Origin of the sequence: Noviherbaspirillum suwonense, assembly GCF_900182955.1 — a bacterium.
Classification (GTDB): Bacteria; Pseudomonadota; Gammaproteobacteria; order Burkholderiales; family Burkholderiaceae_D; genus Noviherbaspirillum_A; species Noviherbaspirillum_A suwonense.
Genome location: NZ_FXUL01000013.1, coordinates 1 through 19,892, shown reverse-complemented (window position 1 = coordinate 19,892; position 19,892 = coordinate 1). Strand labels below are relative to the sequence as shown.

At 66.4% G+C, this 19,892-nt stretch carries 17 protein-coding genes; 10 read left to right on the top strand and 7 right to left on the bottom strand.

The features are described from left to right. Window positions 1-31: 31 nt before the first annotated feature. Complete coding sequence (gene mnmA / locus QOL82_RS16335; RefSeq protein ID WP_283443363.1) at window positions 32-1,141, bottom strand: tRNA 2-thiouridine(34) synthase MnmA; 1,110 nt, start codon at window positions 1,139-1,141, stop codon at window positions 32-34. Then, complete coding sequence (locus QOL82_RS16330; protein WP_283443362.1) at window positions 1,134-1,619, bottom strand: NUDIX hydrolase; 486 nt, start codon at window positions 1,617-1,619, stop codon at window positions 1,134-1,136. Before QOL82_RS16330 ends, mnmA begins: the two co-directional genes overlap by 8 nt. Window positions 1,620-1,818: 199 nt before the next feature. Between QOL82_RS16330 and QOL82_RS16325 the strand changes: the two genes are divergently transcribed. From QOL82_RS16325 to QOL82_RS16300, 6 genes are all read left to right on the top strand, one after another. Beyond that, entirely contained in the window at window positions 1,819-2,937 is a 1,119-nt protein-coding gene (locus tag QOL82_RS16325; RefSeq protein ID WP_283443361.1) for a Re/Si-specific NAD(P)(+) transhydrogenase subunit alpha, read from the top strand. A gap of 13 nt (window positions 2,938-2,950) precedes the next feature. Then, the gene (locus tag QOL82_RS16320) at window positions 2,951-3,289 is read left to right on the top strand and encodes an NAD(P) transhydrogenase subunit alpha part 2 (RefSeq protein ID WP_283443360.1); all 339 of its coding nucleotides are present in this window, start codon (window positions 2,951-2,953) and stop codon (window positions 3,287-3,289) included. 5 nt (window positions 3,290-3,294) lie between these two features. After that, window positions 3,295-4,749, top strand: coding sequence for an NAD(P)(+) transhydrogenase (Re/Si-specific) subunit beta (locus QOL82_RS16315; protein ID WP_283443481.1), 1,455 nt, complete (start codon window positions 3,295-3,297; stop codon window positions 4,747-4,749). 1,031 nt (window positions 4,750-5,780) lie between these two features. Beyond that, a complete protein-coding gene (locus tag QOL82_RS16310) occupies window positions 5,781-6,707 on the top strand; it encodes a LysR family transcriptional regulator (protein WP_283443359.1) in 927 nt (308 codons plus the stop codon). 4 nt (window positions 6,708-6,711) lie between these two features. Beyond that, entirely contained in the window at window positions 6,712-7,929 is a 1,218-nt protein-coding gene (locus tag QOL82_RS16305) for a cation:dicarboxylate symporter family transporter (RefSeq protein WP_283443358.1), read from the top strand. Between the two features lie 121 nt (window positions 7,930-8,050). Then, the gene (locus QOL82_RS16300) at window positions 8,051-9,328 is read left to right on the top strand and encodes a PEP-CTERM sorting domain-containing protein (RefSeq protein ID WP_283443357.1); all 1,278 of its coding nucleotides are present in this window, start codon (window positions 8,051-8,053) and stop codon (window positions 9,326-9,328) included. A gap of 1 nt (window position 9,329) precedes the next feature. Here the strand turns inward: QOL82_RS16300 and QOL82_RS16295 are convergent, their stop codons facing one another. From QOL82_RS16295 to QOL82_RS16280, 4 genes are read right to left on the bottom strand one after another with little or no spacing between them, the layout of a single operon-like run. Next, window positions 9,330-10,472, bottom strand: a complete 1,143-nt coding sequence (locus QOL82_RS16295) for an FAD-dependent monooxygenase (protein ID WP_283443356.1) — start codon at window positions 10,470-10,472, stop codon at window positions 9,330-9,332. Window positions 10,473-10,474: 2 nt separating this feature from the next. Then, on the bottom strand, window positions 10,475-11,812 hold the full coding sequence (locus QOL82_RS16290; protein WP_283443355.1) for an aminopeptidase P N-terminal domain-containing protein: 1,338 nt from the start codon (window positions 11,810-11,812) through the stop codon (window positions 10,475-10,477). Window positions 11,813-11,831: 19 nt separating this feature from the next. After that, window positions 11,832-12,560, bottom strand: coding sequence for an N-acetylmuramate alpha-1-phosphate uridylyltransferase MurU (gene murU, locus QOL82_RS16285; protein WP_283443354.1), 729 nt, complete (start codon window positions 12,558-12,560; stop codon window positions 11,832-11,834). A gap of 7 nt (window positions 12,561-12,567) precedes the next feature. Then, the gene (locus QOL82_RS16280) at window positions 12,568-13,593 is read right to left on the bottom strand and encodes an aminoglycoside phosphotransferase family protein (RefSeq protein WP_283443353.1); all 1,026 of its coding nucleotides are present in this window, start codon (window positions 13,591-13,593) and stop codon (window positions 12,568-12,570) included. 330 nt (window positions 13,594-13,923) lie between these two features. On the opposite strand from QOL82_RS16280, the gene QOL82_RS16275 reads away from it, so the two are divergent. The 4 genes from QOL82_RS16275 to rsmA are packed head-to-tail and all read left to right on the top strand — an operon-like array spanning window position 13,924 to window position 19,482. Next, window positions 13,924-16,149 carry an LPS-assembly protein LptD gene (locus QOL82_RS16275; RefSeq protein WP_283443352.1) on the top strand — a complete coding sequence of 742 codons (2,226 nt, stop codon included), beginning with the start codon at window positions 13,924-13,926 and terminating at the stop codon, window positions 16,147-16,149. A gap of 32 nt (window positions 16,150-16,181) precedes the next feature. Continuing rightward, window positions 16,182-17,675 (top strand): peptidylprolyl isomerase, encoded by a 1,494-nt coding sequence (locus QOL82_RS16270; protein WP_283443351.1) that lies wholly within the window; start codon window positions 16,182-16,184, stop codon window positions 17,673-17,675. Further along, complete coding sequence (gene pdxA / locus QOL82_RS16265) at window positions 17,675-18,712, top strand: 4-hydroxythreonine-4-phosphate dehydrogenase PdxA (protein WP_283443350.1); 1,038 nt, start codon at window positions 17,675-17,677, stop codon at window positions 18,710-18,712. The genes QOL82_RS16270 and pdxA overlap by 1 nt, the downstream gene beginning before the upstream one ends. Then, the gene (rsmA, locus tag QOL82_RS16260; RefSeq protein WP_283443349.1) at window positions 18,709-19,482 is read left to right on the top strand and encodes a 16S rRNA (adenine(1518)-N(6)/adenine(1519)-N(6))-dimethyltransferase RsmA; all 774 of its coding nucleotides are present in this window, start codon (window positions 18,709-18,711) and stop codon (window positions 19,480-19,482) included. Before pdxA ends, rsmA begins: the two co-directional genes overlap by 4 nt. A gap of 87 nt (window positions 19,483-19,569) precedes the next feature. Here the strand turns inward: rsmA and QOL82_RS16255 are convergent. Next, on the bottom strand, window positions 19,570-19,892 hold a 323-nt coding region (locus QOL82_RS16255; protein WP_283443348.1), incomplete at its 5' end, for a hypothetical protein.

The following is a 19,892-nucleotide window of genomic DNA, read 5'->3' as shown; positions in this document are numbered from 1 at the left end:
GAAGGGCTGCGGACGGCCGCAGCCCCTGACGTCACGCCGCCGACAGCGCCCCGGCATCGCGTATGATGCCGCCGCCCAGGCAGACATCGCCCTGGTACAGCACCGCCGATTGCCCCGGCGTCACCGCCCACTGCGCTTCGTCGAAGTCCAGCAGGAAGCCGTCTTCGCCCGCGCGCTGGCGGCAGGCCACATCGGCCTGGCGATAGCGGGTCTTGGCCGACAGCATGCCGGCATCCGGCGGCACGCCGGCGACCCAGCTGGTCTGCGCGGCGGCGAGCGTGCCCGACAGCAACCACGGGTGGTCGTGTCCCTGCACCACGTACAGCGTGTTGCTGGCGATATCCTTGCGTGCGACATACCAGGCGTCATGGCTGCCGTCGTCGTTGCGGTTGGCCTTGCTGCCGCCCAGGCCGATGCCCTTGCGCTGGCCCAGCGTGTAGAAGCTCAGGCCGACATGCTCGCCCACGGTCTTGCCGTCCGGCGTCTTCATCGGGCCGGGCTGGTAGGACAGGTAGCGGTTCAGGAACTCGCGGAACGGCCGTTCGCCGATGAAGCAGATGCCGGTCGAGTCCTTCTTCTTCGCATTCGGCAGCCCCAGCCGTTCCGCGATGCGGCGCACCTCGGTCTTGGGGATCTCGCCCAGCGGGAACAGGGTCCGGGAAAGCTGCGCCTGGTTCAGCCGGTGCAGGAAATAACTCTGGTCCTTGCTCGCGTCCAGCGCCTTGAGCAGCTCGAAGCGGCCATCGCCGGCTTCCCGCACCCGGGCGTAGTGGCCGGTGGCGATCAGGTCGGCCCCCAGTTTCATCGCATGGTCGAGAAAAGCCTTGAACTTGATCTCGGCATTGCACAGCACGTCCGGGTTGGGCGTGCGGCCGGCCTGGTACTCGCGCAGGAATTCGGCGAACACCCGGTCCTTGTATTCGGTGGCGAAATTGACCGCCTCGATGTCGACGCCGATGACGTCGGCCACGCTGACCGCATCGATCCAGTCCTCGCGGGTCGAGCAGTATTCCGAATCGTCGTCGTCTTCCCAGTTCTTCATGAACAGGCCGACCACGTCGTAGCCCTGTTCCTTCAGCATCCAGGCCGCGACCGAGGAATCGACGCCGCCGGACATGCCTATGACCACTTTTTTACGCATGGGGCGCTCCCAGGATGCTGGAATGGTGATAAAGCAGCGACAGCGGCGCCCGCTTGCCGGCCAGGTAATCGTCGACGCACTGCATCACGAGGTCGCTGCGGTGCCGCGGGCGGGTCGCCAGCAGTTCATCGTAGGTCATCCAGAGCGTGCGCAGGATGCCTTCGTCCAACGGGCTGTCCACGCTGGCGCCGAGCTGGCCGCGAAATGCAAAGCGCAGGTAGGTGACTTCGGTGTTGGTGCGCGAGGACAGGTAGCGCGACAGGTAGACGCCGACCAGCTCGGTCGGCGTGAATTCATGCGCGGCTTCCTCCATCGTTTCCCTGGCGACCGCCTGTTCCAGGGTTTCATTCGGGTCCAGGTGGCCGGCGGGCTGGTTGAGGCGCACGCCTTCGCTGGTTTCTTCCTCGACCAGCAGGAACCGCCCGTCGACTTCGATGATGGCGGCGACAGTAACCGATGGTTTCCAGATATCACTCATAAAACGTCCTCTATTAGGGACGCCATTTTACCGTGGACCCGCATCTATTTGCTGCGAGCATGACGCAGAGCAGCATTTTCTCGCAAAGAACGGCATGGATTGTCCTTGACAGCGAGCAGGAAAGCCAAAAAAAGAACGGTTGTTCCTTTTTTGGAAAGACGTGTAAGATCGACACCAACAAAATAACCAGGAGGTAGGCATGAGGATAGGCATTCCGGCCGAAACACGGCCGGGCGAGACACGGGTGGCCGCCACCCCGGAGACGGTCAAGAAGCTGGTCGCGGCCAGGCACCAGGTCATCGTCCAGTCCAACGCCGGCGTGTCGTCCAGCGTCACCGACGAAGCCTATGCCGCAGCCGGCGCCGAGATCGGCAGCGCAGCCGATGCCTTCGGCGCCGACATGGTCCTGAAGGTGCGCGCGCCCGGCCCCGACGAACTGGCGGCGATGCGGCCCGGCACGGTGCTGATCGGCATGCTCAACCACTTCGACACCGAGAACACCGCCGTCATGGCGCAGCACGGCCTGTCCGCGTTCGCGCTCGAAGCCGCGCCCCGCATCAGCCGCGCGCAGTCGATGGACGTGCTGTCCTCCCAGGCCAACATCGCCGGCTACAAGGCCGTGATGATGGCCGCCAACACCTACCAGCGCTTCATGCCGATGCTGATGACCGCCGCCGGCACCGTGAAGGCCGCGCGCGTGCTGATCATGGGCGTCGGCGTGGCCGGCCTCCAGGCCATCGCCACGGCCAAGCGCATGGGCGCGGTGATCGAAGCCTCCGACGTGCGCCCGCCGGTCAAGGAGCAGGTAGAGTCGCTGGGCGCGAAGTTCATCGACGTGCCCTTCGTCACCGACGAGGAAAGGGAAATCGCCCAGGGTTCGGGCGGCTATGCCCGTTCGATGCCGGCCGACTGGATGCGGCGCCAGGCCGAACTGGTGCATGAGCGCGCCAAGCTGGCCGACATCATCATCACCACCGCGCTGATCCCGGGCCGCAAGGCGCCGGTGCTGATCGGCGAGGACACCGTCAAAGCCATGAAGCCCGGCTCGGTCATCGTCGACATGGCGGTGGAGCAGGGCGGCAACTGCCCGTTGTCCGAGCTCGGCAGGACGGTGACGAAATATGGCGTGCACATCATCGGCGAACCCAACCTCGCAACCCTGGTGGCGGCCGACGCGTCGGCGCTCTATGCGCGCAACGTGCTCGACTTCCTGAAACTGATCGTCGACAAGGACGCGGCGCTCGCCATCAACCGCGACGACGAGATCGTCGCGGCGACGCTGTTGTGCCACGGCGGCGAAATCCTTCGAAAACAATAAGGCAGGAGACATCATGGAAGTCAGCCACACCATCATCAACCTCATCATCTTCGTGCTGGCCATTTATGTCGGCTACCACGTGGTCTGGACCGTCACCCCGGCGCTGCATACGCCGCTGATGGCGGTCACCAATGCCATTTCCGCCATCATCATCGTCGGCGCAATGCTGGCCGCCGGCCTGACCGAGGGCCTGATCGGCCAGGTCATGGGAACCATCGCGGTCATCCTGGCGGCAGTCAACGTGTTCGGCGGCTTCCTGGTCACGCAGCGCATGCTGGAAATGTTCCGCAAGAAGGAACCCAAGGCAGTGGCGAAACCGGCTGCGGCGCTGGCCCACGAGGGAGCCAAATAATGGACATGGCTTTCGTAAGCATGAACCTGGTGACGATGCTGTACCTGATCGCATCGGTCTGTTTCATCCAGGCCCTGAAAGGCCTGTCGCATCCGTCGTCGGCGCGGCGCGGCAATGCATTCGGCATGAGCGGCATGGCAATCGCCACGGTGACCACGATCGTGCTGATCATCAAGCTGCAGGCACAGGCGGCGACCGGCAACCTCGGCTTCGGCCTGGTGCTCGGGGGCGTCATTGTCGGCGGCGCGATCGGCGCCTTCCTGGCCAAGCGCGTCGAGATGACCAAGATGCCCGAGCTGGTGGCGGCGATGCACTCGCTCATCGGCCTGGCAGCGGTCTGCATCGCGGTCGCCGTCGTGGCCGAACCCTGGGTCTTCAACATCACCACGCGTGAAGCGCCGATTCCCTTCGGCAACCGGCTGGAGCTGTTCATCGGCACCTTCGTCGGCGCAGTGACCTTCTCCGGTTCGGTCATTGCGTTCGGCAAGCTGTCGGGCAAGTACAAGTTCCGCCTGTTCCAGGGCGCGCCGGTCAGCTTCAAGGGCCAGCACATGGTCAACCTGATCCTCGGCGTGGCCATGATCGCGCTGGGCCTGATGTTCTGCTTCGCACCCGGCACCGCTCCTGCCTGGACGCCGTTCCTGCTGATGGCGGCCATCGCCTTCGTGCTGGGCGTGCTGATCATCATCCCGATCGGCGGCGCCGACATGCCGGTGGTGGTGTCCATGCTCAACAGCTATTCGGGCTGGGCCGCGGCCGGCATCGGCTTCTCGCTCAACAACTCGATGCTGATCATCGCCGGCTCGCTGGTCGGCTCCTCCGGCGCGATCCTGTCCTACATCATGTGCAAGGCGATGAACCGTTCGTTCTTCAACGTGATCCTGGGCGGCTTCGGCGGCGACACCGCGGCTGCCACCGGCGGCGCGCAGGTGGCGCGGCCGGTGAAGTCCGGTTCGGCCGACGACGCGGCTTTCCTGATGGGCAATGCGGAAACCGTGATCATCGTTCCCGGATACGGCCTGGCGGTGGCGCGGGCGCAGCATGCGCTGAAGGAATTGACCGAAAAGCTGACGCACAAGGGCGTCACGGTGAAGTACGCGATCCACCCGGTCGCCGGCCGGATGCCGGGGCACATGAACGTGCTGCTGGCCGAAGCCGAGGTGCCGTACGACCAGGTGTTCGAGATGGAAGACATCAACAGCGAGTTCGGCCAGGCGGACGTGGTGCTGGTGCTGGGGGCGAATGACGTGGTCAACCCGGCTGCCAAGGATCCGAAGTCGTCGATTGCGGGGATGCCTATCCTGGAGGCCTACAAGGCCAAGACTGTCATCGTCAACAAGCGGTCGATGGCGGCGGGTTATGCGGGGCTGGACAACGAGCTGTTCTACATGGACAAGACCATGATGGTGTTCGGCGATGCGAAGAAGGTCATCGAGGATATGGTCAAGGCGGTGGAGTAGGCGTTTAGTAAATGGGCCGGCAAATGGGCCGGCTCCGCGCAGCGACAGTTGCGGTTAGCCCCGCGCAGCGACAGTTGCAGTTGCCGTCCCGCGTAGCGACAGTTGCCGTTGCCTTTGAATTGGCTGTTGCAGTTGTCGTTGCGGTTGCCGTTGCAGTGAATCCCCGTTAGATGGCGACGCGTCGCCAGCGCCTGAAACGGATAAAGAAGCGTCCGCTGTCTGAGCGAAGCGAGTTTCGGACGCTTCCCGTTTCAGGTGCTGGCGGCGCGTGCAGTCCGCGCAGCGGACCGCCATCGTAGGGGTCGCCTTTTTTGCCCCACTTTTTTGGCGAAGCAAAAAAGCGGGTCGGCTGCCGGGCCGAACACCCGGCTACTCCCCACGGCAGTGAAGCCTCAACGTTTCACCCGTCAGCAGACGCAGCATCGGCGCCTTGCGCTGTGGCGCGTATTCCTGACGTGCAGCCGTTGTCAACTGCAAAAGCGGCTTCGCGACGGTGCGCCTGCTGGCAGATGAAGCAATACCGTCTAGCCTGCCGGACGACCTAGCCGGGTTTCGGCCCGGCAGCCGACCTACTTCTCTTGCTTCGCCAAGAGAAGTAGGCAAGAGAAGGCGACCCCGATGATGGCGCCCCGCTGCGCGGGGTGCACACGCCGCCAGCACCGAAATCGGGAAGCGTCCGAAACTCGCTTCGCTCAGACAGCGGACGCTTCTTTATCCGATTTCGGCACTGGCGACGTGTCGCCATCGACGGGGATTCACTGCAACGGCAACGGCCACTTCACAAGCAACGGCCACGGCAACTGCAACTGCAACTGCAACTGTCGCTGCGCGGAACGTCAACAGCAACGGCAACTGTCGCTGCGCGGAACGTCAACGGCAATAAGCGCTGCGCCGAGCCAGCCAAAACCGTTCCTTCCCGTCACCCTGCCCCAACAATAGCAATCCATCAGAAGCCACGCCCATGAAGCCTTGCCCGAGGCTCAATCCCCTATAAAGTATCGAACCCGATACAAATTGACACCAGGGCCCGCATGGAACTGAGACATCTCCGCTATTTCATCGTCGTCGCCGAAGAAGGCCATTTCACGCGGGCCGCGCAACGGCTCGGCATCAAGCAGCCACCGCTGAGCCAGCAGATCATGGCGCTGGAATCCGAGCTGGGCTTCGAACTGTTCCGGCGACATCCGAAAGGCGCAGAACTCACTGCCGGCGGCATCGTGTTCCTGAAGGAGGCGCGGGCGTTGCTCAAGGGGGTGGCGGAGGCTGCTGCACGAGCTGCGCGAGCTGCACATGGCGCGGAAGGAACGCTGACCGTGGGCTTCACGAGCTCTGCTGCGGCGCATCCTTTGATACCTCGAGCGTTGCGCGCTTACAGGGATAACTGGCCTGGCGTCAGTCTCGTGTTCAGGGAAGGCAATGCGGCCGAACTCACCGAGGCGCTGACGGCTGGCACGCTGGATATCGGCATCCTGCGACTGCCGGTCAGTCATCCGCCCGGGCTGTCGTTTCTGTCGCTGCTGGAGGAGGAAATGCTGCTGGTGCTGCCGGTGGGCCATCCGGCGCTGGCGCGCAGCCGGGCCGGTGCGATGCCGAGCATCAGCCTGAAAGCGTTGAAGGACGATTTGTTCATCCTGGTGCGCCGGCATGGCGCGCCGGGGATGTATTCCAATCTCGTCGCCGCATGTGAACGCAACGGGTACACGCCGCGCATTGCCATCGAAGTGGACCGCATGCTGACCAACATCAGTCTGGTCGCCGCAGGCGCCGGCGTGTCGGCGGTGCCGGCATCGATGCAGGGCTTCCACCAGGATCAGGTGGTGTATTGCCGGATTCGCGACGGCGGCCCTGAATTGCGCGCGCCGTTGACCCTTGTGTGCCGCGACAGCGGGCTGTCGCCCGCCGCCAGCCATTTTGTCGAGCTTGCCAGGACGGCGGCACGGCCGGGTGCGGCGATCTAGCCGGATGATGCGCGTTCGTGTTCCCGGGCCGATGCTGCAGGTGCTGTGCGCGCTGGCGCTGGGCCTGCTGCTTGGCTGGGCCGAACCGGCGCTGGCAGTGCGGTTCAAGCCGCTGTCAGACGGGTTCATCTTCGTCATCGGGCTGCTGGTCGTGCCTATCGTCTTCGTCACGGTGACAAGCGGCCTTGCCGGCATGGGCAGCCTGCGCCGGATGGGCAGGACCGGGTTCTGCGCGCTGCTGTATTTCGAGGCGATGTCGGCGCTGAGCCTGGCGACGGGGCTGTGCGCCGGCTGGCTGGTGCAGCCGGGCGAGCGGCTCGATGCCATCGGCGCCGGCGCACCGGCCGCGGCGGCGCCGACGGCGGGCGTGGCCTGGGCGCACATGCTGGGCGCAAGCCCGGTATTGCAGGCGCTGCTGGCGGCGCTGGCATGCGCGCTGCTGCTGACAGCATTCGGCCGTCGCGCCGCTGGCGTGCAGCGCGCCTGCCAGCGTGCCGCGAACGGCCTGTTCCGGCTTGTGCGCCTCGTGCTGAAGGCCGCGCCGCTCGCGGCTTTTGGGGCCATTGCCTATGCGGCGGGCCGGCATGGTCCGGGCTCCATAGGCGCGTTGGCCACGCTGGTGGCAGCACTGTACCTGGCAAGCGCGTTATTCATCGTGACGGCCATGGGCGCCATCGCCTGGCTGTGCGGTTTCAGTTTGCCGCGCCTGCTGCTGGCCCTGCGGGAAGAGCTGGTGCTGGCGGCGACCACCAGTTCGTCGGTCGCTGCGATGCCCGGACTGATGCAGAAGCTCGAAAAAGCGGGCTGCCCCCGGACGCTGGTGGCGGCCGTGGTGCCGGCCGGGTATTCATTCAATCTCAATGGCAGCAATATCTACCTGGGCATGGGACTGGTGTTTCTCGCGCAGCTGCAGCATGCGCCGCTATCGTGGGGCATCTGCGCCAACATGCTGGCCATGCTGATGCTGATGTCCAAAGGCGCAAGCGGCGTTGCCGGCGCCGCTTTCATGGTGCTCGCCGCATCCGCTGCCGTGCTGCCAGCCGGAAGCGAAGCAGGCCTGGCGCTGCTGCTGGGGGTGGAACGGCTGCTGAAATGCCGGGTGCTGGCCAATCTCACGGGCAATGCTGTCGCCTGCCTGGCGATTGCTGCATGGAGCGGTCAGCTGGATTACCGTGCGCTTGTCGAGAGCGGTATCGGACGGCGCCAGGTAGCGAGTATTTGAATACGTTTAAAGTATCGAAAAGTGACAATGCAGATATTTTACGTATTCATATTGCTTTGTTAGCATGTCTTCACGCCTCCGCTCGGGGCGATAAAACTAGTCCAAATATCAAGGAGACATCATGAGCAACTTATCCAAGCTGGGACGGCTGTTGCCGCGCCTTGTGCTGGCGGCCTGCGCGGGCGCGCTGGCCCAGGCGGCGTTTGCCGCGCCGACCTCGATCCTGTTCGTCGGCAACAGCTACACCTTCGGCCGCGTCGATCCGGTGATGAGCTACAACGCCGCCAATGTGCACGACCTGACAGCCGGCTTCAACACCATCAGCTCGGCCGGTTCCAATCCCTGGGAGCCGCATCCATGGGGCGGCATCGCCGGCCTCTTCAAGCAGTTCGCGGTGCAGAAAGGGCTGGACTACGATGTCTCCATCTCTGCACGCAATGCCGCCTCGCTGCGCGGCCAGTATTTGAACACGGCCAATGCCGCCTGGGACCTGCGCGGCAACGTCGCATCCCGGCCATGGGACATCGTCGTGCTCCAGGAGCAGAGCGACGCGGCGCTGCCGGTAGGCAGCGGCAAGAACGCCAACCCGGCCGCTTTCCGCGCCTATGCCAACAAGTTCGAGGATTTCGTCCACGATGGCGCTGCGCAGAACTACACCGAGACCGCGCTGTACGGCGGCCTGGCCGCGTGCGTCGCCACCGGCCAAACGGCCACGCAATGCAATACGGTGCGCAAGATCGCCGCCAATCCGAATGCCAACCCGAATGCAAAGGTCTATCTGACCGAAACCTGGGCTCGCCCCGACATGGTGTTCGAGCATCTCGTCACCAAGGCCGACACGACGTCGGCGGACGGGCGGCCCATCAGCGCGGGCACGGGCAATGCAACGCTTTACTATCCGGCGCTGGCCGACATGACCGCCGACCTGCATGCGGCGTTTTACGGGCTGGCGGCGGACAATCCCGATTACGCCGGCGTGCTGCCGGCGGGCGACGCCTTCCAGCGTGCGCTGGACATGGGGCTGGCCAAGGCAGACGGTTTCTACGATGCGTCCGGCGTCTATGTGCCGAACCAGCCGGGCGACCTGATGAACCTGTGGTGGGACGACTATCTGCATGCGAGCAAATACGGCTCCTACCTCGATGCGCTGGTGCAGTTCGGCGCGATCACGGGTTTCGATCCGCGTTCGCTGGGCAGGGATGAAATTGCCGCGCGCGACCTGGGGATTTCCGCCGCCGATGCCTTTGCCCTGCAAAACGTCGCCGCCTTGCAGCTGGGCCTGGCCGAAGTGCCCGAGCCCGGAATGCTGGGCATCGTTGGCCTGGGCATCGGCCTGATGGCTTTCATCCGTCGCAGGAACAGCGATTCGTCGTTCCTGCCCCCGCGGGCCAGGCAGTGAGCTAGCGCCGGCCGAACATCATCTGTTCGGCCAGCAGGCTTTTCACGGGCCGCACCATGTCCATCAGGCCCAGTGATATGCCCAGCAGTCCCTGGCTGAATGCGCCATCCGGGGCGCTGGAAAAGACGCGGGCCATCGCGTCGGTCAGCGCGATGGTGGCGCGGCGGTCCGGGCTGCGCCGGGAAACGTAGCGTTGCAGCGCCAATGGCGTGGCGTCGGTCGCCAGCATGCGGGACAGCACCGCGGCGTCGCGCAGGCCGAGGTTCAGGCCCTGGCCGGCGACCGGGTGCAGGGTCTGGGCAGCGTTGCCGATGGCGACCATGCGCGCGGTGTGATGCGCGCCGGCGTTCAGGCCCAGCGGGTAGCTGATGCGCGGCGTGGCGCTCAGGATGCGGCCGAGGCGGTGGCCGAATGCCTGCTGCAGCTGCGCCAGGAAGGCGTCGTCCGGCAGCGCGGCGACCTGGCCGGCGCGGGCGGGGCGCAGGCACCAGACCAGCGCATAGCCGTCGTCCTGCGGCAGCAGCGCCAGCGGACCTTCGTCGGTGAAGCGCTCGAATGCGCGCGCCTCTATCGGCGCGCTGACGGTGACATGCGATATGACCGCGGTCTGGTTGTAGTCGCGGCTGATGGGCTTGCCGGGCTGGTCGGCGAACAGGCCGCCTTCGGCCTGGACCATGATCCGGCCATGCAGGCTGCGGCCGTCCGCCAGCAGCAGCGCGACGCCGTCGGCGGTTTCCTCGCGGGACGCAATAAGCATCGGCCGCAGCACATGCACGCCGGCCGCGGTGGCGGCGGCCGACAGGGCCCGCACCAGCGCGCCGTAGCGGCTGACATAGCCGAGCTCGGGCAATGAAAACTCCGCGGCCGTCATCAGGGTGCGGCCAAAATGGCCGCGCCGCGACACGTGGATCTCGCGGATGGGCGTGGCTCCCGCGGGCCAGGCCCGTATCTCTTCGAGCAGCTGGCGGCTGCCCCAGGACAGCGCCAGCGAACGCGGGTCATGCACTGCCTGCTCGAGCGGCCTGGCGTCGATCAGCGCGATGCGCTGCGGCGGCATGCCCTGCCGCACCAGCATCGCGGCCAGCGCCAGGCCCACCGGCCCGGCGCCGCCGATCAGGATGTCATGGTCGCCGGCCGTAGCCATGTTCAACCCCGCATCACGGCTTCGATCTCGGCCACCGTCTTCGGCGCCTCGGCGGTGATGATGTCGCAGCCGCCTGCGGTCACCACCGCGTCGTCCTCGATGCGGATGCCGATGTTCCAGAACTGCTCGGGCACGCCGTCGGCCGGACGAACGTAGATGCCGGGCTCCACCGTCAGCGCCATGCCGGGCTGCAGCGTGCGCCACGGCTTTTCCTGGCCGGCGGGCGCGGGGTCGCGGTATTCGCCGACGTCATGCACGTCCATGCCCAGCCAGTGGCCGGTGCGGTGCATGTAGAACTGGCGGAAGTCGCCGTTGGCGATGACGTCGTCCAGCGTGCCGACCTTGCCGCGGTCGAGCAGGCCGGTGTCCAGCATGCCCTGGGCCAGCACCTTCACGGCGGCGTCATGGCCATCGGTGAAACGCTTGCCGGGCCTGATCTCGGCGATGGCCGCGGCCTGCGCCGCCAGCACGATCTCGTACAGCGCCTTCTGCGGGCCGCTGAAACGGCCGCTGGCCGGGTAGGTGCGGGTGATGTCGGACGCATAGCCGTCGAGCTCGCAGCCGGCGTCGATCAGCACCAGGTCGCCGTCCTGCAGCACCGCGTCGCCGGCGCGGTAATGCAGCACGCAGGCGTTGGCGCCGGTGGCGACGATGGACGTGTAGGCCGGGAACTGCGAGCCGTTGCGGCGGAACTCGTGCAGCAGTTCGGCCTCGACCTGGTATTCGCGCAGGCCGGGTTTCGACATGCGCATCGCCCGCTCATGCGCGGCCGACGAGATCAGCGCGGCGCGGCGCATGATGGCGATCTCGCCGGCGTCCTTGACCAGGCGCATCTCGTCGAGCAGCAGGTTGACGTCGAACGCGGCGGACGGCGCGCCGACGCCGGCGCGCACCTGCGCGCGCACCGACTGCAGCCAGCCCTGCACCTGCGCGTCGAGCTTCGCATTGCTGCCCAGCGCATAGAAGATGGCCGGCGCATTGGCCATCAGCTTCGGCACCTCCGTGTCGAGCGCGGCGACCGGGTGCGCGGCGTCCAGGCCGAACTGTTCGCGCGCGGCGTCCGGGCCATAGCGGTAGCCGTCCCAGATCTCGCGCTCCATGTTCTTTTCGCGGCAGAACAGGATGGACTGGCCGCCGGCCGCATTCGCCACCAGCACCAGCACCGCTTCCGGCTCGGTGAAGCCGGTCAGGTAATAGAAGTAGCTGTCATGCCGGTAGGGGAAGTCGGCGTCGTTGTTGCGCAGCGCCTCGGGCGCGGTGGGGATGACGGCGATGCCGCCGCCCCTGGCCTGCATCTGTTCTATCAGTCGTGCGCGTCTTGCTGCGTAAGCTTCGGTCATGGCTGTCCTTGGTTGTCGCTTATTGTCCCTTGGGCGGCACGACCAGCGGCGCATTGAGCGCGGCGAGCTGGTCGGGCGTGCCGACGTTTTCCCACATGCCGTTGTACAGCTCGCCGCCGACCAGCCCCCTGGCCGCATAGTCGTGCAGCAGCGGCCCGAGCTTGGCGCGTTCGCCCGGCACGATGCCGTCGAACATCTCGGGCCGGTACACGCCGATGTTGGCGAAGGTATGCTTGGGCGCGCCGTCCGAGCGTATCGTGTAGTTGGAAAGCGCGAAATCGCCTTGCGGGTGGAACGGCGGATTCTTCACCAGGTAGAGCCAGGCGATGTCGCGCTTGTCTGCCGGATGCGGATTGCCCCAGACGTCGTTGTCCTGCAGGGCGTCGAGCACCTGGGTGAAGTCGAAATGCGGCGCATAGATGTCGCCGGACAGCGCGACGAAGGGCGCGTCGCCCAGCAAACCGTCCGCGCGCGCGCGGGCGATGCCGCCGGCGGTTTCCAGCGCCGTGCCTTCGGGCGAGTAGGCGATGCGGGCGCCGTAACGGCTGCCGTCGCCCAGCGCTGCCTCGATCATGTGGCCGAGGTGCGCATGGTTGATGACGATGTCGGTGATGCCGGCCCGCACCAGGTTCAGCACCTGCCACAGGATCAGCGGCCGGCCGCGCACTTTCAGCAACGGCTTCGGGCAGGCGTCGGTCAGGGGCCGCATCCGTTCGCCGCGGCCGGCGGCAAGGATCATTGCTTTCATCGCCGGCTCAGAAGGTGTAGCCGACGCCCGAGCTGGTGTTTTCCAGCACGTCGAGGATGCGGATCAGCGGCGCCAGCTCGCGGTAGCGGCCTGCGGTCTTGCGGGTGTATTCCATCACCAGCGGCATGTCGTCGAGATAGGCGGCCTTGCCGTCGCGGTGATAGAGGCGGGCGAAGATGCCCAGCACCTTCAGGTGCCGCTGCAGGCCCATGAACTCGAAGTCGCGGTAGAAGCTGTCGATGTCGTTGGCTACCGGCAGCCCGGCGCGGCGCGCCTTCTCCCAGTAGCGTATCGCCCAGTCCAGCACCAGTTCCTCGTCCCACTGAATGTAGGCGTCGCGCAGCAGCGAGACCAGGTCGTAGGTGATGGGGCCGTAGACCGCGTCCTGGAAGTCGAGGATGCCGGGGTTGCCGGCGTCCAGCACCATCAGGTTGCGCGAATGGTAGTCGCGGTGCACATAGACCTGCGGCTGGGCCAGGTTGTTGGCCAGCAGCGCGTCGAACACCTTCTGCAGCGACGCCTGCTGCTTGTCGTCCAGCGTCACGCCGCGGTGTTTGGCGACGTACCAGTCGGGGAAGAGCTGCAGCTCGCGCAGCAGCAGCGCGCGGTCGTATTCGGGCAGCATGTCCGGCTGGCTCTGCGCCTGCAGCAGCACCAGCGCGTCGATCGCGTCGAGATAGAGCTTGTGCGCGGTGTCGGCGTTGAGCTGGCGCAGGTAGGTGGTCGAGCCCAGGTCGGTCAGCAGCAGGAAGCCGTGTTCCGCGTCCTGCGCCAGCACCTGCGGCACCGACACCCCGGTCTGCCCGAACAGCTCGGCGACACGGACGAAGGGACGCACGTCTTCCTGCGGCGGCGGCGCGTCCATCAGGATGTAGCTGGCGCCGTCGGCGGCGTCGATGCGGAAGTAGCGGCGGAAGCTGGCGTCGGCGGAGGCCGGGCGCAGCGTATCGATGCGCAGCGCGGGCTCGGCCAGCGTGGCGAGCCACTGGCCGGCCTGGGTCAGTCGCGGGTCGTTGGGGGCTTGCAGGGGCATGGTGCGGTCTTGGCGTTCGTCTGAAAATGATTCGTGGGCGTTCCGGGAGCGGGCCGAGGGTCGACTGCTGAAGCCGCCCGCTAAAGCGGGCCGGACTGCGGAGTTCTCATATAATAAGGGATTACCTACCAACCCCAAACCATAACGCACCATGAAATCGCGTCTTTTTCCGGCTGGCTGCGTTGCGCCCGTCGTGGATAGCCAGCTATTCACTCCCCCCGCGCCTTGCCAGACGAAAAAATCCACCGGTTTCATTCGGCAGGTCATGGCGCGGGACTGGTATCCAACGACAAAATCCGCTCCTTCTATGGTGTTGCCGCTCCTCTGCCCATGACTCGCCGCCCCCGCTTTTCTCCTTCCGGACGACTGGTTCGCGCACTGACGGTTGCCCTGACGGCGGCCTCCATTCCCCTCCTTGCCGACGCCCAGTCCGCGCCGAGGCGCCCGGTCGACGACCCGAACGCGCCGACCAACCTGGGCGCCGAACGCATGACCGGCCGTCCCGACCGCGAAGTCATCCTGGAACAGGATGCCGAAGTGACCCGCGGCGAGACCACGCTCAATGCCGACCGCGCCACCTACGACGTGGTCGAGGACCGGGTCAAGGCCACCGGCAACGTGCGGCTGAAACGTTTCGGCGACCGCTATACCGGCGACGAGATGGACCTGAAGCTCGATACCGGCGAAGGCTACGTCGAAAACCCGACCTACCACCTGGGCATCCGCAATGCGCAGGGCAAGGCCGACCGCATCGACTTCGAGGCCCGCGACCGCGCGGTGGTGCAGAACGGCACCTACAGCACCTGCGAGGGGCCGGACCCCGACTGGTACCTGCAGACCGGCACCATGAACCTCGACACCGGCCGCGACATCGGCACCGCGTCGCGCGCCGTCGTCTACTTCAAGGGCGTGCCGCTGTTCGGCTCGCCCTACCTGACCTTCCCGCTGTCGGATGCCCGCAAGTCCGGCTTCCTCGCGCCCACCATCGGCGCGACCAGCCGCGGCGGCCTGGAAGTGTCGACGCCGTATTACTTCAATATCGCGCCCAACCGCGACCTGACGCTGTATCCGCGCCTCATCGCCCGGCGCGGCCTGCAGCTGGGCGCGCAGGCGCGCTACCTCGGCGACGGCTATGCCGGACGCACGCGCATCGAGGGCATCATGAACGACAGGGTGACCGGCGAAAGCCGCGGCGCGCTGAGCGCGCTGCACACCCAGACGCTGGCGCCGGGACTGACGTTCAATGCCAACGTCAATGCCGCGTCCGACAACGAGTATCCAAATGACTTTCCGGGCAGCATCACCAATACCCGCGAGCGGCTGCTGCTGCGCGACCTCAGCCTGAGCTATGCGCAGCCCTACTGGAGCGCGATCGCCCGCACCACCAACTACCAGGTGCTGCAGGACCCGCTGGTGCCCATCGGCCGCCCGTACGACAGGCTGCCCCAGCTGGGCGTAACCGCGGCGCGCCAGGGTGTCGGCGGATTCGACCTCGGGGTGGTGTCGGACTTCACCCGTTTCTATCACCCCGACCTGGTCCGCGGCGACCGCAGCGTGATCAACCCGCGGGTGTCCTACCCGATCATCGCGCCCGGCTATTTCATCACGCCCAGCGCCTCGGTCCATTCCAGCAGCTACAGCCTGAACAATGTCGCCACCGGCAACCCGACCACGCTGAGCCGCACGCTGCCGACGTTCTCGATCGACAGCGGGCTGGTGTTCGAGCGGGAAACCAGCTTCCTCGGCCGCCAGGCGACGCAGACGCTGGAGCCGCGGCTGTTCTACGTCTACACGCCCTACAAGGACCAGAGCAAGTTTCCGCTGTTCGACACCACGCTGGCCGAATTCAATTTCTCGCAGATCTTCAGCGAAAACCGCTACGTCGGCAACGACCGCATCAGCGACGCCAACCAGCTGACCGCGGCCGTGGTGTCCCGCTTCATCGAGGAAGACGGCGTGGAGCGGGTGCGCATGGCCGTGGGCCAGCGGTTTTATTTCAACCAGCAGCGGGTGACCAATGAGCAGGCGATCGCCAGCGCCGGCGCGGTCAACGCCGGCGGCAGCGCCAGCGAGAACAAGTCCGACCTGCTGGCGGCCGTGTCGGGCCAGCTGACCCAGGCGCTGGCGGTGGACGCCGGCGTGCAGTACAGCCAGAGCATCGGGAAGACCAATGCGTCCAGCTTCGGCGTGCGCTGGCTGCCCGGGCCGCAGCGTGTGCTGAACCTGCAGTTCCGCAAGGACGTGCCGACCGGCGTCGACCTGGTCGACCTGTCGGGCCAGTGGCCAATCGCCAACCGCCTTTATGGCGTAGCGCGTGTAAACTACTCAAGACTTGAAAACCGGGTGTCCGAGGGACTGGCTGGCCTGGAGTACAAGGACGACTGCTGGGTGTTCCGCGTGGTTGCCCAGCGTACGCCTACCGCCACCAACGTCGCCACGACGTCCCTGTTCTTCCAGCTCGAGCTGACCGGCCTGTCCAGCCTTGGCTCCAACCCCCTGACGGCGCTGCGCAATAGCGTGCCCGGCTACACACGAGTGAACGAGCCGGTGCGCTGAGCGCCTGCCTCACCACCACGAATGAAGGTCCCATGAAAATCCAACGCACCTCACGCTCCAAACCGAACCCTGTCCGCCGTGTGCGACTGATGCCGGCGCTGCTGTGTGCGCTGCTGGCAGCGCCGCCATCCTGGTCGCAATCGCTGAAAGTGCCCAATGCCGCGCCCGGCAGCGGCGCCCCGCGGCTCGGCGCCACCGCGCCGGCCCCGGCCGCGACATCCCCCGCGCCGTCGTCAACCGCTACGTCCACCAGCGCCCAGCGCGTGCGCCCGATCGACGCCATCGTCGCCGTGGTCAACAATGAAGTCATTACCGGGCAGGAACTCGAGGCGCGCATGCAGACGGTCGAGGCGCGGCTGAAGAGCCAGGGCGTCACCGTGCCGCCGCGTGCGCAGTTCCAGCAGCAGCTGCTCGAACGGATGATCGTCGACCGCGCGCAGCTGCAGCTGGCCAAGGAAAGCGGCCTGCGGGTCGAGGACCCGCTGCTCGACGCGGCGGTCGCCCGCATCGCCGAGCAGAATGGCCTGACGCTGGCCGATTTCCGCAAGCGCATCGAGGCCGATGGCGTCACGTTCAGCCGCTTCCGCGAAGACATCCGCAATGAAATCCTGCTGCAGCGCCTGCGCGAGCGCGAGGTCGACAGCAAGGTGCAGATCACCGAATCCGAGATCGACAATTTCATGGCCGCCGGCGGCGCTGCGCAGGGCGCGCAGCCGGAGGTCAACCTGGCCCAGATCCTGGTGCGCATCCCCGAAAACGCCAGCGCCGAGCAGATCTCCCAGCGCCGCCAGCGAGCCGAGGAAGCGCTGCAGCAGCTGCGCAGCGGCGCCGACTTCGCCCGCGTGGCGGCAACCTACTCCGACGCGGCGGATGCGCTCAAGGGCGGCGAGATAGGCTGGCGCACGCTCGACCGGCTGCCGCAGATCTTCGTCGACGCGATCGCCGACCGGCGCGAGAACGAGCTGGTGGTGGCCAAGAGCGCCAATGGCTTCCATATCCTGCGCGTGCTCGGACGGCGCACGTCCACGCCCGCCAAGGCCGGCGCGCCGGTGGCGGCAGTGACCCAGACCCATGCGCGGCACATCCTCATCAAGGTCAACCAGGTGGTGCCTGCCAATGAAGCGCGGCGCAAGCTGACCGAACTGAAGGAGCGGCTGGACAACAAGGCGGCGACCTTCCCCGAACTGGCGCGCCTGTATTCCAACGACGGCTCGGCCGCCAAGGGCGGCGACCTCGGCTGGCTCTATCCGGGCGACACCGTGCCCGAATTCGAGCGCGCGATGGATGCGCTGCAGCCCGGCCAGGTCAGCGAACCGATCGAGTCGCCGTTCGGCTATCACCTGATCCAGGTCATCGAGCGCAAGACCAACGATGTCTCGCAGGAACGCCAGCGCACGCAGGCCCGCCAGGCGCTGCGCGAGCGCAAGATCGAGGAAGAGACCGAGGAGTGGCTGCGCCAGCTGCGCGACCGTACCTATGTCGAGTACCGCGCCGAGGAACTCGGGGCTGCCGCGGGCAGGAAATGATGCCCGCAGGCGCCATTGCGCCGGTTGCGATCACGACCGGCGAGCCGGCCGGCATCGGCCCCGAGATCGCGATCCGCGCCGCCTGGGACTTGCGCAATGAAGTGCGCACCGTGCTGGTCGGCGACTCGGCTTTCCTGGCCATGACCGCGGCCGCCATCGACCCGGCGATCCGCCTGGTGGCGCTGTCGCAGATGGCGGTGCGGAACGACGGCCTGCCCGACTTCCCGCCGGACCGGATCGCCGTCATCGACTGCACGCTGGGCGCGCATGTCAGTCCGGGCGTGCTGGACCCGAACAATGGCCGCTATGTGCTCGAGACGCTGGACGTCGCCATCGAGGGCGCGCAGCGCGGCTGGCTGTCGGCGATGGTCACCGCGCCGCTGCAGAAGAGCACGATCAACGACGCCGGCGTCGCGTTTTCCGGGCATACCGAGTATCTCGCCGAAAAAACCGGCACGCCGCATGTGGTGATGATGCTGGCGTCGCTGGCCAGCACGCCGCCGCTGCGGGTGGCGCTGGCCACCACCCACCTGGCGCTGAAGGACGTGCCGGCCGCGATCACCGGCGACAGCCTCGCGCGCACGCTGAACATCGTCGACGCCGACCTGCGGCGCAAGTTCGGCATCGCGTCGCCGCGCATCCTGGTCACCGGACTCAACCCGCATGCCGGCGAGAACGGCTACCTCGGCCGCGAGGAAATCGACGTCATCATCCCCGCGCTGCAAGCCGCCCGCGAGCGCGGCATCGACGCCCGCGGGCCTTACCCGGCAGACACGCTGTTCCAGCCCAAGTACCTCGAGGAGGCGGACTGCGTGCTGGCGATGTACCACGACCAGGGCCTGCCCGTGCTCAAGCACGCCAGCTTCGGCCGCGGCGTCAACATCACGCTGGGCCTGCCCATCGTCCGCACCTCGGTCGACCACGGCACCGCGCTCGACCTGGCCGCGGCCGGGCTGGGCCGGGCCGAACATGGCAGCATGGTGGAAGCCATCCGCACCGCGGCCCGGATGGCCGCTGCAATCAGCAAGGTTCAATGAAGCACATACCCCGCAAGCGTTTCGGCCAGAATTTCCTGACCGACCAGTCCGTCCTGCATGACATCATCACGGCGATCGACCCCAAGCCCGGCGACGTCATGGTCGAGATCGGCCCCGGCCTGGCCGCGATGACCCGGCTGCTATTGGAGCGCCTGGACGAACTGCACGTGGTCGAACTCGACCGCGACCTGGTCGAACGGCTCAACAAGACCTTCGACCCGAAGCGGCTGCATGTGCATTCCGGCGACGCGCTGAAGTACGACTTCGCCGCGCTGGCGCCGGCGGGCGGCAAGCTCCGGGTGGTCGGCAACCTGCCTTACAACATCTCCAGCCCGCTGCTGTTCCACCTGGCCGAGATGGCGCCGCTGGTGCAGGATCAGCATTTCATGCTGCAGAAGGAAGTGGTGGAGCGGATGGTGGCGCCGCCGGGCAGCAAGACCTATGGCCGGCTGTCGGTCATGCTGCAATGGCGCTATCACATGGACCTGCTGTTCGTGGTGCCGCCGACGGCCTTCGATCCGCCGCCGCAGGTGGATTCGGCGATCGTGCGGATGATTCCGCTGGCTGCGCCGCTGGCTTGCCATGGCGCGCGGCTGGAGGCGGTTGTGCAGAAGGCGTTTTCGCAGAGGCGGAAGGTGTTGCGTAATTGCGTGGCGGGGATGTTTACCGAGGCCGACCTCGAGAGCGTGGGGATCGATCCGCAGGCGCGGGCGGAGACGGTGGGGCTGGAGGCATATGTGGCGCTGGCCAACTTGCCAGTGCGGCAGTAGCAAGGACGGTTCACGCGGTCTTTGCGTTTAGCTACGCGCAGCGACCGTTGCTGTTGACGTTCCGCGTAGCGACAGTTGCTGTTGCAGTTAGCTCCGCGCAGCGACTGTTGACGTTGATGTTCCGCGTAGCGACAGTTGCAGTTGCAGTTGCCCGCGCAGCGACCGTTGCGGTTGCAGTTGCAGTTGCCGTTGCGGTTGCAGTTGCAGTTGCGGTTGCAGTTGCAGTTGCCTTTGAAGTGGCCGTTGCTGTTGCAGTGAATCCCCGTTAGATGGCGACGCGTCGCCAGTGCCTGAAACGGATAAAGAAGCGTCCGCTGTCTGAGCGAAGCGAGTTTCGGACGCTTCCCGTTTCAGGTGCTGGCGGCGCGTGCAGTCCGCGCAGCGGACCGCCATCGTAGGGGTCGCCTTTT